Raw genomic sequence first — 15,848 nt, 5'->3', positions numbered from 1 at the left:
TTTTTGAAATTGTATTGAGGAGTGTAAATGTTCTCGATACAATTTTTTTTGTTTCTCAAAAAAATCACTCGAACTGACAGAACGTTTTTATTTTCTAAACTTTTTACAGTCAAAAAAAATACCAAAGAAAATATTATGACAAGATGACAGCATAATTTTTCCTTTCGTCAGCAGCGTTTTACAAAAACATATCTTTTTATGGATTTGTTATATATTTTACAATAAAATTAATATTTCGATAAAAAAGCAATCTAAATAAAATCATTATTTTAGCTTATTACAAAGAATACGCAACTAAAATATCAACATATGTATAGCTCAAAAATAACAGGTTTAGGGTATTATGTACCCGACAACATCGTTACCAATAATGATTTAAAGGAATTTATGGATACCTCAGATGAATGGATTCAAGAGCGAACAGGAATCAAAGAAAGACGTTGGATAGATCCTAAAACTGATGATACAACAGCCGTTATGGGAGCCAAAGCGGCAAAAATAGCTATAGAAAGAGCTGGTTTAACTAAAAACGATATCGATTTTATTGTGTTTGCCACCTTAAGTCCAGATATGTATTTCCCAGGAGGAGGTGTTCAAGTTCAAGAAATGTTAGAAATGCCAACTATTGGAGCTTTAGATGTTAGAAATCAATGTTCTGGTTTTATTTATGCGATGTCAGTTGCAGATCAGTTTATTAAAACCGGTATGTATAAAAATATTTTAGTTATTGGTTCAGAAAATCATTCAGGTGGCCTAGAAAAATCTACTAGAGGCAGAGGCGTAACTGTTATTTTCGGTGACGGAGCAGGTGCAGCCGTTTTGTCTAGAAGTGAAGAAAAAGGAAGAGGAATTTTATCATCACATTTGCATTCTGAAGGGAAACATGCAAGAGAATTAATGTTAGATGGCCCTTCTACACAAAGATGGGTTCCAGAAATTTTAGAAGCCAATAATCCAGACGATGTTTCTTACTTTCCGTATATGAATGGGCAATTTGTGTTTAAGCATGCCGTAACCCGTTTTGCAGAAGCTATTGTAGAAGGTTTAGAGGCCAACAATTTGCAAAAAGAAGACATAGACATGTTAATTCCGCATCAAGCAAATTTGCGGATTGCGCAATTTATTCAAAAGAAGTTTAGATTATCTAAGGATAATGTTTACAATAATATCATGAAATATGGAAATACTACAGCTGCATCTGTAATTATAGCTTTGACAGAAGCTTGGGAAAAAGGTAAAATTAAGGATAACGATTTGGTGGTGTTAGCTGCTTTTGGTAGTGGATTTACGTGGGGTAGCGTTATCATTCGTTGGTAGTTCTAAGCTTTTGGAACTTGAAAAAGAGTATCTCAATTTGTGATGTTTTTTTATAAGTTTGGTTTAGATGCTTGATTTTCAGATTAAAGTTGTGTTAAAATAATGACATCTAGCTATTTTTTGTTTAGTATTTTTGTAATTTAGATAAACAAAAATATTTCTTATGAAACCATGTAACTTCAAATTTGCCATATTTTCATTCATTATTCTAATTACTTTAAATGTTCATGCACAAATTTTTCAAGGAAAAGCTGTGTACATGTCTAAATCTAAAATGACTTTAGGTTCTTGGGGAGCTAGACTGTCTGAAGGGCAAAAAAAGCAAATTCATGAACGTTTAAAAAATAGGTTAGAAAAAACATATGTACTAACATTTAATAATGCAGAATCTATGTTTTTAGAAGAAGAACAAATAGATGCAATTTCTGGAGCAACAGACAGCTGGGGAGCTTATTTTTCTAGAGGAGATCAGTATAAAAATATAAAAGATAAAAAAATAATACAAGCCCAAGAATTTTACGGTAAAAAGTTTTTAGTTAAAGATGACCTTTACAAGATAGATTGGAAATTAGGATCAGAAACCAAAAAAATAGGCGAGTATACTTGTTATAAAGCAAAGGCATTTGCACCTAAAGAAGAAATAGAGTGGTATAATTTTTCTTGGAGAGATTTAAGAAAGAATTCTAAAAAGACCACTAATACCGAAGAAAATTTAAAAGTCATAGAAGCGTGGTATGCGCCTCAAATTCCTGTTGCACAAGGGCCTGCAGAATATTGGGGTTTACCTGGTTTAATTTTAGAGGTAAGTGTAGACAATACTACATTATTGTGTTCTGAAATAACTATCAATTCAAAAAAACAGATTGTCATAAAAGCACCAGACAAAGGAAAAGAAACAACCAAAAAAGAATATGCAGCTACTGTTCAAAAAAAGATGTTAGAAATGAGAAACAATAGAATGAGGAGAAGTAGATAAAATCATCTACAAAAAAGTAAGCGCCGTTTTTTACAAAACGACGACTTACCAAGTAAACTAATAAAACCAAGTATTAGTACTATTATTAGAGTTAGCTATTCTAATAAATTTTTATAGATTTAAAATATACTTGTATAAAAATACAGCAATAAAAAATAGAACTTTAAAAATAAAACTGCTTTTAAAAGATTCTAAAAAAGTATTCATAGTTAGGTTGGTTTAAGTTGATTGTTTATGCTTAAAAAAAAATCTATTTTTTAGAAACACTACCACCAGAAGAAGATTTTTTTGTTACCTGTTTAGGGTTGCCCTTAAAATCGATATCTCCACCACTAGTAGCCTTTGCTTCTAATCTTTGTGAGGCATAAATGTTAATATTTGCACCACTAGTGGCTTTTGCAATGGCGTTTTCACTCTCCAAATAATATGCATCAATAGAGCTTCCGCTAGTAGCAGTTGATGCATGATTTATTGCTTTACCCGCAATTTTAATATCAGAGCCACTTGTAGTACTAGTTTCTACACTGTTAGCGTTTACACTTATTTTAATATCTGCACCACTGGTTGCCGCTATAGAAATTTCATCAGTTGTAATCGTATTTTCTGTATACACATCGCTACCGCTTGTAGCCCTTAACATCTTTAAATCTTTAATGATTACATGTACTTTACGTGCTTTAGCTCTCCAAATACTTTGTTCTGAATAAATTCTTAAAACATCATCTTTAACCTCTGTGATAATAATATCATGTAAATTTTCATCTGCTTCTACAGTAATTTTGTTTTTGTTACCTTGCGTAAGGTATACATCTATGCCTGTGCTTACTTTAATACCAGTAAAATCATTATTTGTTTTTCTGTTTTTAGTAACTACATTTCTATTGCCATTAACGCTATTAAACATATCTACTCCGCAAGAAGTAAATAAAGCAGTTATAAATAGAAATGTAAGGGTTTTTGTGATTAAATATTTCATGAGTTCTAGTTTGTTTAGATGGTAAAAGTCATTTTATAGATGCTTAAAACCAAAATTTGGTTGCTCAGTTGTTGTATTTTTTTACTGAATTGTAGATTTAGATAGATTTTTGATTGTTTAGAACATCATTATCTATACAATCTGTACAGGATAATGTTTTTTTAGTCATTAAAAAATGATGATTAACCATGTCTTTATCATAGATATCTTTATCATTTTTTACATCATGTAAAAAATTTCTGATAGAATTGTCAAAATAAACAGTTATACCTTCTGGAATATAAAACGTGATATTTATTTCTTCATCTTTCCAAAGATTTTTAAAATCTGACAAATAATAGGCATTTAAAACAATGTCTTTACCTTTAATTTCGTAGTTATACTCAATCTTTTCAGCATTCTTATTGGCACTACTTCTAGTTTTTCCTCGAGATTCTTTTTGAATGATGATATAGGCTTTGTTGGATGGACTTTTTTTGACATCAACTTTTACATAATTAGAATATACTTTAGTTTTACCATCTATTTCCACCTCATGTTTACGAGAAGTTCTTCTTAAATTATGTTGATAATATAGCGCATCATCATTTGTCATTTTTAAATGAATAGTATCGTTTTTTACATGATTTAAAGGTAATTGCTCTATATTTTGACCATAATTTGCGTGTGATGTTCCAAAATCTAACCCTGTAAAGACTAAGGTTAGTAAAGAAGCAACCCAAATACCTAAGAGTATCAATGATGTTGCTTTGCTAAATTTTTTAACATTACTAGACAAAATTCTTAAACCCAAAACCAACAAGGTTAAAAAAGGAATACCAATTAGCAAAAAACCCGTTAAGGTTAGTAACCATTTGGGTAGTATTGCATCGTAAAAGAAAGGAGGGTATTGTACAAACGCTCCGTCTATATTTACATTTAACCACTCTAAACTTCCAACAGAAAACCCACCAATAATTAGTGATAAAATAACAGCTGCCGCAACAAATACAAGTAATGCCCCAATAAACTTTCCGATAACTTTAAAAAATACCAAAATGATTTTTCCTATAGTTTCAAAGAAATCTTGCAAGCCGTTATTTTTTCTGCCCTTTCCCTTCAAAGAATTGTTTACTTTTTGAGAAATTTCATTAGCCCCTTCTTTAATCCTATCAGAAGCATTATTGGCAAAATCTTTTACATTTTCAGAAACGCTGTGAAACTCTTCTCTAATTTTTTTCTCAATATTATCAATATTTACAGGCTCACCTTCCATCTGTAACTTTTCGGCAGTTGTTTTTGCTTCAGGTAACAAAACCCAAAGAATTATATACAGAATAACACCAAAACCAGCCCCAAAAAATAGAGCAAGCAACCCTAAACGAATCCAAATAGGATCTACATCAAAATAGTGCGCTATACCAGAGGCAACACCACCTAAAAATTTATCATCTGGGTCTCTAAATAATTTTTTTCCAGAAGCATTATTTCTTTTGTAAGAATAGCTAGCGTCATTGTAATTTTCTTCTGCTTCTGCATAATCTTCTGGTTGCCCCATTATTTTTATAATATCATCAATATCACTTTCATTAACAACTTGTCTTGCATCTGTTATTTTTTCAGAAAGCAATTCGCTTATACGGGCTTCTATATCTGCAATGATTTCATTTTTTCCTTGCGGATCATCACTTAAAGATCTAGAAATAGACTCTAGATATCGTTTTAATTTTTGATAAGCAACTTCATCAATATGGAAAAAGAATCCACCTAAATTTATGTTAATAGTCTTATTCATTTGTAGTCGATTTTTTACTAATTACTTGGTTTACTGCATTTACTAAATTGCCCCATGTTTTATCTAATTCTTTTAAAAACATGCCTCCGTTTTCTGTTAAAACGTAATACTTTCTTGGCGGTCCAGAGGTTGATTCTTCCCATCTATAGGTTAGTAAACCAGCGTTTTTTAAGCGCGTTAATAACGGATATATGGTTCCTTCAACCACAATCATTTCAGCAGCTTTTAATGTAGAAAGTATTTCTGAGGTATAAGCATCTCCATGTTTTAATATGGATAAAATACAATACTCCAAAACACCTTTTCGCATTTGTGCTTTTGTGTTTTCTATCTTCATTTATTGTGGTTTATATTATTTTATAAATTTTATGGTAAATGGATACTTGTAGTTTTCTCCTTCTCGGGCTTTTAATGATGCAATAATTACCAAGGCAATACCAATTATGTATATAATTCCTGTTAGAGAGCCTAAGCCAATAAATCCAAACAGGTTGTTAAAATTAAAGTCAAAATTTGTGTGAAAATTAAAATTATCCCAATTTCTAAAAAATGATCCGAAAGCAACAGGAATAAAAATGATAGAAATTAAAAATACGTACAAAGTGTAGCTTAAATTAAAATTTACAGCTTCTTTACCTTGTTCATCTAAAAAAGGACTTCTGTCTTTTAGACTTTGCCACGCAATTAAAGGGGTTACTATATTTCCAAAAGGAAATATAAATCCTGCAAATGCAGATATATGTATTAAAAAAGCGTTGGTATTTTCGTTATTATGTTTCATCATTTTATATGTATAATACTTTCTTATGCAAATATATATCTAAAAAAAGGTATTATGCAATACATAGTACCTGTATTTAACATTTTATTAACATTTTAAATTTTTTACATGTTTGTTTAAAAAGTAGTATTTTGCTTACATTAAAAGAGAGTATGAAGATAACACCAAGCAAAATAAACGCATTCATGTTTTTTAAATTACCACTTGGTTGGTTGTCTAGAATGCGTGTAAAAAAAATAGATAGCATTTCTTGTGTTGTGTCAATACATCATAAATGGATCAATCAAAACCCATTTAAAAGTATGTTTTGGGCAGCTCAGGGTATGGCTGCAGAAATGAGTACAGGGGCTCTTGTAATGAAAGCGATTGAAGCGTCGCAAAAAAAAGTATCTATGTTGGTAACCAAACAAGAAGCAGCATTTTTTAAAAAAGCTACAGGGAAAATTGTTTTTACGTGTAGTGATGCAGCGTTAATAGCATCAACTATTCAAAAATGTATAGCTACTAAAAAAGGTCAGACTGTTAACTTAACATCTCAAGGAGTTAATGAAGAAGGAATTACAGTATCTACCTTTAAATTTGAGTGGAGTTTAAAAGTAAAATCGTAATTATTTTTTTTTATGATAAGGTTTTGGTCGCTCTTCTTTATAATCGCAATCTTGAAAAATTCCACAAGAAGTACTGGTACGAGCTAAAGACTTTGTAACCTCATATTTTTTAGACAATGCTTCTATTTCTGGTGTTAAGTATTTCATAATCAAATATTTTTAAATTGTATACTTTTTGCTTTTCATCAACAAAATCAAAAATAATAATTTTACAAATACGCATCCGTTAAAGAAAATGTTAAATAATTATGAATCATTGTAACAAAAACACATAAACGTCTTCTAATCCTAATATAAAAACCAAAAAAAGATGTATCAAGACAAATTACCAAATCAATCTTCAAATAAAAAACAGATGAATGCTCATGAAATAGATTATAAAATTTATGGAGAAGAGATGCAATTTGTAGAAATAGAATTAGACCCACAAGAAGGTGTTGTTGCTGAAGCAGGAACTTTTATGATGATGGATGATGCGATTACCATGAATACTATTTTTGGTGATGGTTCTAAACAAGAAAAAGGGGTGTTAGGTAAACTTTTTTCGGCAGGAAAAAGACTATTGACGGGAGAGAGTTTGTTTATGACTGTTTTTACAAATGCCGGTGTTGGAAAAAAGAAAATATCATTTGCCTCTCCTTATCCTGGAAAAATTGTACCTATAGACTTAATGGAATTTGGTGGTAAATTTATCTGTCAAAAAGACGCCTTTTTGTGTGCAGCTAAAGGAGTTTCAATCGGAATTGAATTTTCAAAAAAACTAGGTAGAGGTTTGTTTGGTGGAGAAGGATTTATCATGCAAAAAATAGAAGGGGATGGCTTAGGTTTTGTTCATGCAGGAGGAACAATGGCTAAAAGAGTTTTACAATCAGGGGAAGTTCTAAGAGTAGATACAGGTTGTATTGTAGGTTTTACGCAAGAAATAGATTATGATATTGAGTTTGTGGGTGGTATAAAAAATACCATTTTTGGAGGGGAAGGATTGTTTTTTGCAACATTACGTGGTCCTGGAACGGTATATATACAGTCTTTACCTTTTAGCAGGCTAGCAGGAAGAGTCTTGGCTATGGCTCCTAGAACTGGTAGTGGAAAAAAAGGTGAAGGCAGTGTTTTGGGAGGTATAGGAGATTTATTAGACGGCGATAATAGATTTTAATTAACTAAATATAGTTTGTTGATGGAGACTGTATTTTGATTTAAGAAACTTTTAATCAAAAGTATATATCATCATAAGAGGCAACACGTTTATTTTTTTATTTTTTTAAACCTATTATTTTCTGACTTTAAATTTATAAAATAAATTCCTGAAGGATAATGAGGTAAGTCAAGTTCAATTTCTTTTACAAAAAAGATTTCGGTTTCAGTTTTTAAACCCAATACATTAAAAATATTAACTTGGTATTTTATTGATTTATAGGATGACATTTTAAAATCTTTATTTTGAAGTGATAGAATTTTAAATGTGTCATTGATTTTGAAATCATTAATTTTAAGTTTTTAGCTCTAATTTTTTGTAATGTAATTTTTTTACTGAGTGGAGTCTAAAAATAAAGCTCTATTTAAAAGTTCTTTTTTTAGTATGTAAAATAAAAGTAGCATTAAACCCAAAGTGTAAGTTAGGGTCTTTAAAATTAAAATTATTTGCAGTTTCTGTTATAAAGGTATCTTCTGCAAAATTTCTAGCATTGGTTAGGTGAAACTGCAACATTAAATCACTAACTTCCCAATTAATTCCAATTAAAAAAGAGTTAAAAGTATCTATAGATTTTACAGGATTTACCACATAAAAGTATTCTGAAACAATAGAAGTATGAGTGTTAATTTTATGCCTACCACCAAAACCAATAGCAAATTGTGCATTAGGGTTATTGTTGTTGTTAGAAGAAGCTCTATAAACAAAAGAAGGTGATATTTGTAAAGATAATTCAGGGCTAAATTTTCTAGCAATTAGAGCCTGTGTAGTAAAAGAATACTTATTTTCTGATGAGCTAGGACTATATAGATTAGTATTAGCATTATCAAATTTACGATGAGATAGAGATTGTACTAATGTAATACTTAAAGGTGATTTTTTATCATGTACACGTTGTTTTACCAATTTGTATTTAATAAATCCATCAGAGATTTTATCAAAATTAGCATATCCAAAACCTACGGTAAAATCATTAGAAAAAGAATACGATAAACCATATCTTGTATTAACCTCATCTGCTAAAAAACGCTGACTTTGGGTGTTTGGTTTGTCCCAGTATCTGTTGTATAAAGAAATTTCTAAAGTACCTTTTTTACGAGTCTCTATAGAGTGACCAAGTCCTATTCTGGTGGTTTTAAAAGTAGCAATTTTATACTGTGGAGTATCTTTATGCTCTTTGTCTAACTTTTTTAAGAGGTCTTGTGCATTTGTTGAAAAATGAGATACAAATAGTAGTACTAAAATTAAAAAAGGATGTGTTCTATTCTTCATAAGGTTGGTATTGAAAAGTAAACTTTAAAGTAATAGATTTTGCAATATTACTAGTTAGTACGGGAGGTATTTTAATATCAAAATCGTTAACTAAAACTACAAATTCTCCAGTAATTAAATACGCATTTTCATCTTTTGAAATAGTAGCTTTTAGGTTGGTTTTTTTTGTAATACCATGAATATTTAAATTCCCCTCAATTATTTTTACCTGATTTGATGCTTTTGTATCAAAATCGATAATATTTCCCTCAAAAGTAGCTTTAGGGTAAATATCAGATTCAACGTAACTTTCATTAAAATGCTCATACATTAAGTCTTTTTTAAATACAAAAGCACGCATTAACATACTTACCGCTATTTTTTTATTAGCAACATCTAAGATGCTCAATACCTGATTATTCTGAGCTTCAATATTTTCTACAGATGCATAAGAAAAAAAAGAAACTTGTCCTTGGCGAGCTATAAATTCATCTTGAGCATTTGTAAGATGCGTAGCAAAAAAAGACAATAAAAGAAGAAGTAAACGTTTATTCATTAATTTGGGTCTCTATATAACAATTTAGTAAAATAACATCTTTAAGAAAACCTTTACAGATTCCTTTTACCATTATTTTTTGATTAATTTTTAATAATTTTAATTTCGGTACTTGACTTGGGTGTACATCACAAATTACTCCATAGTTTTCTTGTAAACCATATAGTATTACGGTACTTCTATTGTTTAAAAAACTAACTGATTTTACTTTACCAGATATTTCAATCACTTTTCCGGTATAAGTTGTATTAGATTCTTTTTCATTTACTAAATATGCATTTACCAAATCTTTAGAATCTAAGTTGGCTTCAGAAGTTACATTTTTTATATTGGTGTTAGTGTCTTTAAAATAAGGCATAACAAAAACAGCTACAGTTACTATTGCTAGTATGAATATTGTTAAAGTAATGATAATTTTATTTTTAGACATTTTTTTAAATATTACCTCAAAGAAAGTAAAACTTAGGGGTTTTAAGAAAAAAAATAATCTGAAAAGTGAAAAATTAAACTTGAAACAATAAAAAGATGTGCTAAAAAAATAAAATAGTCTTATTTTTGAGACTCAATATTTACCATGAAAAAAGATAGATTATATTTTTTAACCTTTTTCTCTATAGCCGTAATTTTTTTATTTGTAGCGTTAATAGCATCACAATATTTTATAAAAGTTAGTGCAAATCAACTCATAGAAGTTCAAGTAGAATCTACCAAAAGAGAGGCAAACGAAGTTGCTAATTTTATCAATTATCAATTTGAACAAGGAATTTCTAGAGACCAAGTTATTAAAAATGTACAAGAAACTATTTCCAAGACCAATACAGATAGTTGGTTTATTAGTGTGTTTGATTGGGGAGGTAAAATTGTCTGTCATCCAAATGTGGTGGAATTAGGGTTGCCAATCAATTCGAGTGAGTCTTTGTTGTCTTCCTTAAAAGAGCAAAACTCTTCTGATGACTTGTATGATATATTAGTAAAGAATGCTATCGATTCAGAAAAAACTATCATTTCTGAGGTTATACATGTATCTCCAATAAAAAAGTCCGATTTAATTGTAGCAGCAAACGTAAATGTTATTAGTATACGAAACCAAATGAGTGCTCTAAAAAATAATTTTTATCTCATTTTTTTAATAATGGGTATTTTGGTTATTGTATTGTCATTTTTAGCTGTTAGAATAATAGGGAGTGCTTATGAAAAGCAATTAGAATTAAAAAATTCTTCTCTAGCAACAGAAGTGGTCAGTTTATCTAAGTTAAATACAGATCTGGTGTCTTATAGAGAAAAAATGGTAGAAGTAACTCAAGAAAATAAGATTACAGAAGAAACCTCAGATAAAGAACGAAAAAGAATTTTAACCTATATAAGAAATGAGTTAGTACCTACACCAATAAAAGATATTGCATTTATATATACAGAAAATACAATTACTTATGTAGTATGTTTTGATGGAAAAAGGTCTACAACTAATGCAAGTTTAGATGATATGTATGCCAATTTAGACGAGTCACTATTTTTTAGAGCAAACAGACAATTTATAATCAGTATTGCAGCCATAGATAAGATTATTAAATATGGAAAAAGCCAATTGAAAATATTACTAAGGTCTAAAACGTCTGAAGAAATTATTATAAGTAAAAATAAAGCAGCAGAATTTAAACAGTGGCTTAACATGTAAACTTAAAGCTATTTTTACAATTTTTTTAAAGCTTTTTTTTCCTTTTTCACCTGTTTTTTTTCCTTTTCATAAAACTCAAGGGTTTGTAAACTGTTTAATTGTAGTTACTTTACACAAGAATTTAAAAACAAACATTATGAAAAACAGCGTTCAAATAAAAAAACATTTTTTTCTACTTTTTGTAGGATTCGTTTTTGCCTCATGTTTAACAAACGTAGATGAAGAGGTTGTAATTAATGATGACCCTGCCATAGAAGATCCTTGTAGTACAATTACATATACTCTTAATGTAAGACCAATTTTAGATAATAACTGTACAACTTGCCACAGTACAAACGGAGGGCAACCACCAAATTTAGAAACTTTTGAAAACGCTAGTGCAAATGCAATAATTATAAGATCTGAAGTTGTTAGAAGAACAATGCCAATAGGAGGAAGTTTAACAGATGAAGAAATACAAGCTATTAGTTGTTGGGTAGAAGCAGGTGCATTAAACAATTAAGATTATGACAAGTAAAAAAATAATTTCGTCAATTTTAATTGTGGCAATTTTAGGGATTTATATTGTATACAAAATGTACAATAAGCCTCATGTAGATGTTGCAGATACAAAGTCTGATATTATTGCAACAGCCTCGCAAATTATGACAGATTTTACATCTGATGAAAATAAAGCAAATACAAAGTATTTAGAGAAAATTATAGAAGTTTCTGGCGTAATTATAGATACCAATATAGAAAAAGAAAAAGGAATTGTCACTTTAAAAACCGATGATGATTTTGGGAGTGTTTTATGTCATTTATCTGAAACTGCAACCCAAAAAATAGAGACTTTAGAACAAGGACAGACAATAACAATTAAAGGAATTTGTACAGGTTATTTAATGGATGTTATACTTGTAAAAAGCGAAATAATCAACTAAAACCATAATATGAAAACAATTTATACCATATTAATATACATTTTACTTACAAATGTAACTACCGCCCAAGAAAGATATTTAACAAAAAATGGTTCTGTAACCTTTTTCTCTTCAACACCAATAGAAGATATTAAAGCAGATAATAATCAAGTTTTAAGTATTATAGATGCATCTTCAGGAAAAATGGCAATATCAATTTTAATGAAATCATTTATGTTTAAAAAAGCATTAATGCAAGAACATTTCAATGAAAACTATGTAGAGTCAGATAAATATCCGAAAGCCACATTTAAAGGAGAGATTATTAAATTTGAAGGTGTTTCTGATGTCAAATCTACAGCACAAGTTAAAGGAATATTAACCATTCATGGTGTTTCTAAAGAAACGACTATAGACGCAAATTTTGTAAGAACAAATGAAGCTATTGATGTTGTTGGAGATTTTATTGTAAATCTTGCAGATTTCGGAATCAAAATTCCTGCTGTTGTAGCCAAAAATATACAAGAAAACATTAAAGTAAACTTTAACCTTACACACAAACCCTTTAAAAAATAGCACAATGAAAAAAATAATATACGTAGTATGCATATTAAGTTCTGTGTTTGCTCATGCTCAAGACGACTTGTTAGACGTTTTAGACCAAGAAGCACCAAAAAATGAATCTGAAAACATTGTTACTGCCACTTTTAAAGGAACCAGAATTTTAAACGGGCACTCCATAGAAAATAGAAAAGATAAAGAATTAGAATTTATAATTTCTCACAGATTTGGTAGAATTAATTCTGGTTTTAGTGAGTTATTTGGCTTAGACAATACAAATGTTCGTTTTGCTTTTGAATATGGTTTGTCAGACAATTTGACAATTGGTATTGGAAGAAGTAGTTTTGAAAAAACATTTGATAGTTTTTTAAAATATAGTTTGGTAAAACAGAGAAGAGGAAATCGTTCTTTTCCTTTTGCAGTATCTGTTTTTGCAAGCGTAGCAGCAAAAACACAAGAAGAAGAATTTCCTATAGTAGAAAGAACATTTCAAGAAAACTTATCTTATGTAGGACAAGTCTTAATTGCCAGAAAGTTTAGCCAAGAGTTTTCATTACAGGTTACACCAACTTTTATTCATAGAAATACAGTACGAGAAACTCAAGATCCTCACGGAATTTTCGCCTTAGGCTTTGGAAGTCGTGTAAAAATAAGCAAACGTGTTTCTTTAAATGGTGAATACTTTTTAGCCTTTAATGAGTCTCAATCTATTAATGCTAGAAACTCATTAGCATTTGGGGTAGATATAGAAACAGGAGGGCACGTGTTTCAGTTAATTTTATCTAATGCCATTACAATGATAGAAAAAAGCTTTATAGCAGAAAATACAGGAAACTTTTTTAAAGGAGACATTCATTTTGGGTTTAACATATCAAGAACATTTTAACTTTTTAATAATGGGGGATAAGGTAGGTTACTGTCAACAAAACTTAAGATAGTAGCCTACTTTTAAAAACTAGAATATGTTTCAAAGAACTTATAAAGTACAAGGAGAAGATGTAAATGATTTTATGGTAATGCAAAATAGAGCTTACCTAAAATACACTAGTAAAATTGTAGAAACATTTTTATTTGTAAATGGTTTTACACGCTTAAAAATGAATAAACGACAAGTAGGATTGCAAAATAGTAATGACCAAATAACACGACAAAAAAGCTTACTATTTACACAAGATTTTTCTGTAAAAATAACTTTTGATACACTAAGTTTTTGTCAGCAGAAAATGACAGTTACTGTTGCGTTTTTCAATCAAAAAGAAGAATTGTGTGCTACCGTAATTAGAGATTTATTTTGGTTTGATTATAAATCATGGCAGACAATTACACCACCTAAAAACCTTACCAAATTCTTTACCAACAAAGAAATATTAGAACAAGCAAGTTAAAATACAAATACTTCATAAATCTTATAATATTGTAGGTCTTGCTTTCAATTTTTTCTATCTTTAAACATTATTTTTTAAGTAATGAATACAGAAGATTATATTGTAAAAAAGCCTATTAAACTTTTAGAAACTTCAACTAAAGAAGTGGTGGAAGATGCAAAAGGTAAGTTAAAAAAAATCAGAAGAAAAATTAGTAAACTACAAGATACCATGTATGCAGAGGGTAAGTATGGTATGCTTATTTGTTTACAAGGAATGGATACTTCTGGTAAAGACAGTTTAATTAGAGAAGTTTTTAAAGACGTAAATGCAAGAGGTGTAGAAGTACACAGCTTTAAAGTACCCACAGAGCTCGAATTAAAACACGATTTTTTATGGAGGCATTACATAGCCTTACCTGCTAAAGGTAAAATAGGTGTTTTTAACCGTACACATTATGAAAATGTACTGGTAACAAGAGTACATCCTGAGTATATATTATCAGAAAAAATTCCTACAATACAAAGTATAGACAATTTAAATGATGAATTCTATCATGATAGAATGGAAAGAATTAATGCTTTTGAAAATCATTTAACCAAAAACGGAACAATTGTTTTAAAATTCTTCTTAAACTTATCTAAAGATGAACAAAAAAACAGATTGTTAAGAAGATTACAAATACCAGAAAAAAACTGGAAATTCTCATCTGGAGATTTAAAAGAAAGAAAATTATGGAGCAAGTATATGTTTTGTTATCAAGATTTGCTAAACAGAACGTCAAAAGAAAACGCCCCTTGGTTTGTAATTCCTGCTGATGATAAACCCACTGCAAGATTACTTTTAGCAGATATTGTTTTGGAAGAAATGAAAAAATACAATTTTAAAGAGCCTACATTAAGTAAAAAAGATACAGAACAATTAGCGGACTTTAAGACACAATTAAATAACGAATAAATTTAAGTTTAACCAATTATGAAAATAAGTTTATAAAATTAGCATTATTAAAGCCAACTTTAAAAAAGTCCATTTGTAATTAAACTTTTAGCACTAAAAAATGAAACTAAACTTAATAAAACCAATCGTATTTTTTGACCTTGAAACTACAGGTGTAAATATAGGTTCAGATAGAATTGTAGAAATATCAATACTCAAGGTGTTTCCTAATGGAAATAAAGAAAGTAAAACGTGGTTGGTAAATCCTGAAATTGAAATTCCTCAAGAAGCAACAGATGTTCATGGAATTACTAATGAGCAACTAGTTACAGAACCTACATTTAAAGAATTGGCACCTAAAGTTAATAAGATGATAGCAGATGCAGATTTGGCAGGTTTCAATTCCAACAGGTTTGATATTCCGCTTTTGGCAGAAGAGCTAATGAGAGCAGGTATAGATTTTGATATGAATAATAGAAAAGCGATAGATGTACAAGTAATTTTTCATAAAAAAGAACAAAGAACACTTAGTGCTGGGTATCAGTTTTATTGCGGAAAAGAACTAGAAGGGGCACATGGTGCAGAAGCAGATACAAATGCAACCTATGAAATTTTATTAGCGCAACTAGAAAAATATGATGATATAGAAAATTCTGTAGATGCATTAAGTGAGTTTTCTACACATGGTAAACGAGCAGATTTTGCAGGTTTTATATTGATGAATGAAGATGATCAAGAAATATTTTCTTTTGGTAAATACAAAGGAAGAACTGTAGAAGAGGTTTTAAAAGAAAACCCAGGATACAACAACTGGATTCAAAATGCAGATTTTCCTTTATACACCAAGAAAGTGTTAAGAGAAATTAAAGAAAGAATGTCTGCACCTAAAGAGACTATGACAGATGCAGAAAAATTGGCTGCTTTACAGCAGAAATTTAATTTGAGATAATTTTGTTACAATTAAAAATAACAATTTAGT

21 protein-coding genes are annotated in these 15,848 nt (G+C 29.6%); 12 read left to right on the top strand and 9 right to left on the bottom strand.

The features are described 5' to 3' along the window. Positions 1-309 precede the first annotated feature (309 nt). A complete protein-coding gene (locus DUT90_RS02430) occupies positions 310-1,317 on the top strand; it encodes a 3-oxoacyl-ACP synthase III family protein (protein ID WP_114425125.1) in 1,008 nt (335 codons plus the stop codon). A 163-nt stretch (positions 1,318-1,480) separates the two neighbouring features. Further along, positions 1,481-2,293: a GLPGLI family protein gene (locus tag DUT90_RS02425; RefSeq protein ID WP_114425124.1), complete on the top strand. Its 813-nt coding sequence runs from the start codon at positions 1,481-1,483 to the stop codon at positions 2,291-2,293. Positions 2,294-2,543: 250 nt separating this feature from the next. Here the strand turns inward: DUT90_RS02425 and DUT90_RS02420 are convergent, their stop codons facing one another. The 4 genes from DUT90_RS02420 to DUT90_RS02405 all read right to left on the bottom strand — a co-directional run bounded on the left by DUT90_RS02420 (position 2,544) and on the right by DUT90_RS02405 (position 5,824). Next, a complete protein-coding gene (locus DUT90_RS02420; protein ID WP_258848484.1) occupies positions 2,544-3,269 on the bottom strand; it encodes a head GIN domain-containing protein in 726 nt (241 codons plus the stop codon). Between the two features lie 97 nt (positions 3,270-3,366). Beyond that, a complete protein-coding gene (locus DUT90_RS02415) occupies positions 3,367-5,043 on the bottom strand; it encodes a PspC domain-containing protein (protein ID WP_114425123.1) in 1,677 nt (558 codons plus the stop codon). Next, positions 5,036-5,380, bottom strand: coding sequence for a PadR family transcriptional regulator (locus DUT90_RS02410; protein ID WP_114425122.1), 345 nt, complete (start codon positions 5,378-5,380; stop codon positions 5,036-5,038). The genes DUT90_RS02415 and DUT90_RS02410 overlap by 8 nt, the downstream gene beginning before the upstream one ends. A gap of 15 nt (positions 5,381-5,395) precedes the next feature. After that, entirely contained in the window at positions 5,396-5,824 is a 429-nt protein-coding gene (locus tag DUT90_RS02405) for a DUF4870 domain-containing protein (protein WP_114425121.1), read from the bottom strand. A gap of 152 nt (positions 5,825-5,976) precedes the next feature. On the opposite strand from DUT90_RS02405, the gene DUT90_RS02400 reads away from it, so the two are divergent. After that, positions 5,977-6,432 carry a DUF4442 domain-containing protein gene (locus DUT90_RS02400; RefSeq protein WP_114425120.1) on the top strand — a complete coding sequence of 152 codons (456 nt, stop codon included), beginning with the start codon at positions 5,977-5,979 and terminating at the stop codon, positions 6,430-6,432. Here DUT90_RS02400 and DUT90_RS13315 read toward each other — a convergent pair whose 3' ends face one another. After that, entirely contained in the window at positions 6,433-6,579 is a 147-nt protein-coding gene (locus tag DUT90_RS13315; protein WP_181858124.1) for a hypothetical protein, read from the bottom strand. 208 nt (positions 6,580-6,787) lie between these two features. Here DUT90_RS13315 and DUT90_RS02395 point away from each other — a divergent pair, with 208 nt between their 5' ends. Further along, the gene (locus DUT90_RS02395; protein WP_114425158.1) at positions 6,788-7,588 is read left to right on the top strand and encodes a TIGR00266 family protein; all 801 of its coding nucleotides are present in this window, start codon (positions 6,788-6,790) and stop codon (positions 7,586-7,588) included. An 89-nt stretch (positions 7,589-7,677) separates the two neighbouring features. Here the strand turns inward: DUT90_RS02395 and DUT90_RS02390 are convergent, their stop codons facing one another. From DUT90_RS02390 to DUT90_RS02375, 4 genes are all read right to left on the bottom strand, one after another. Continuing rightward, complete coding sequence (locus tag DUT90_RS02390) at positions 7,678-7,887, bottom strand: T9SS type A sorting domain-containing protein (protein ID WP_258848485.1); 210 nt, start codon at positions 7,885-7,887, stop codon at positions 7,678-7,680. A 100-nt stretch (positions 7,888-7,987) separates the two neighbouring features. After that, a complete protein-coding gene (locus DUT90_RS02385; RefSeq protein WP_114425118.1) occupies positions 7,988-8,896 on the bottom strand; it encodes a DUF5777 family beta-barrel protein in 909 nt (302 codons plus the stop codon). Continuing rightward, the gene (locus DUT90_RS02380; protein WP_114425117.1) at positions 8,886-9,431 is read right to left on the bottom strand and encodes a YceI family protein; all 546 of its coding nucleotides are present in this window, start codon (positions 9,429-9,431) and stop codon (positions 8,886-8,888) included. The genes DUT90_RS02385 and DUT90_RS02380 overlap by 11 nt, the downstream gene beginning before the upstream one ends. Continuing rightward, complete coding sequence (locus tag DUT90_RS02375; protein ID WP_114425116.1) at positions 9,424-9,861, bottom strand: OB-fold protein; 438 nt, start codon at positions 9,859-9,861, stop codon at positions 9,424-9,426. Before DUT90_RS02375 ends, DUT90_RS02380 begins: the two co-directional genes overlap by 8 nt. 144 nt (positions 9,862-10,005) lie before the next feature. Here DUT90_RS02375 and DUT90_RS02370 point away from each other — a divergent pair, with 144 nt between their 5' ends. The 8 genes from DUT90_RS02370 to DUT90_RS02335 all read left to right on the top strand — a co-directional run bounded on the left by DUT90_RS02370 (position 10,006) and on the right by DUT90_RS02335 (position 15,818). Then, positions 10,006-11,106 (top strand): LytTR family DNA-binding domain-containing protein, encoded by a 1,101-nt coding sequence (locus DUT90_RS02370; protein WP_114425115.1) that lies wholly within the window; start codon positions 10,006-10,008, stop codon positions 11,104-11,106. A 136-nt stretch (positions 11,107-11,242) separates the two neighbouring features. After that, positions 11,243-11,608, top strand: a complete 366-nt coding sequence (locus tag DUT90_RS02365) for a cytochrome c (RefSeq protein ID WP_114425114.1) — start codon at positions 11,243-11,245, stop codon at positions 11,606-11,608. 4 nt (positions 11,609-11,612) lie between these two features. Then, complete coding sequence (locus DUT90_RS02360) at positions 11,613-12,029, top strand: OB-fold protein (RefSeq protein WP_114425113.1); 417 nt, start codon at positions 11,613-11,615, stop codon at positions 12,027-12,029. A 9-nt stretch (positions 12,030-12,038) separates the two neighbouring features. Continuing rightward, positions 12,039-12,584, top strand: a complete 546-nt coding sequence (locus DUT90_RS02355) for a YceI family protein (protein WP_114425112.1) — start codon at positions 12,039-12,041, stop codon at positions 12,582-12,584. Positions 12,585-12,588: 4 nt separating this feature from the next. Beyond that, positions 12,589-13,455 (top strand): DUF5777 family beta-barrel protein, encoded by an 867-nt coding sequence (locus DUT90_RS02350; protein WP_114425111.1) that lies wholly within the window; start codon positions 12,589-12,591, stop codon positions 13,453-13,455. Positions 13,456-13,531: 76 nt separating this feature from the next. Beyond that, positions 13,532-13,954 carry a thioesterase family protein gene (locus DUT90_RS02345; protein WP_114425110.1) on the top strand — a complete coding sequence of 141 codons (423 nt, stop codon included), beginning with the start codon at positions 13,532-13,534 and terminating at the stop codon, positions 13,952-13,954. A gap of 81 nt (positions 13,955-14,035) precedes the next feature. Beyond that, entirely contained in the window at positions 14,036-14,890 is an 855-nt protein-coding gene (locus DUT90_RS02340; RefSeq protein WP_114425109.1) for a PPK2 family polyphosphate kinase, read from the top strand. A 100-nt stretch (positions 14,891-14,990) separates the two neighbouring features. After that, positions 14,991-15,818, top strand: a complete 828-nt coding sequence (locus tag DUT90_RS02335) for a 3'-5' exonuclease (protein WP_114425108.1) — start codon at positions 14,991-14,993, stop codon at positions 15,816-15,818. Positions 15,819-15,848 lie beyond the last annotated feature (30 nt).

The sequence above is a fragment of the Polaribacter sp. WD7 genome, assembly GCF_003335085.1.
Classification (GTDB): Bacteria; Bacteroidota; Bacteroidia; order Flavobacteriales; family Flavobacteriaceae; genus Polaribacter.
Note: the sequence above shows the minus strand (reverse complement) of the source record. Positions and strands in the feature narration are given on the sequence as shown.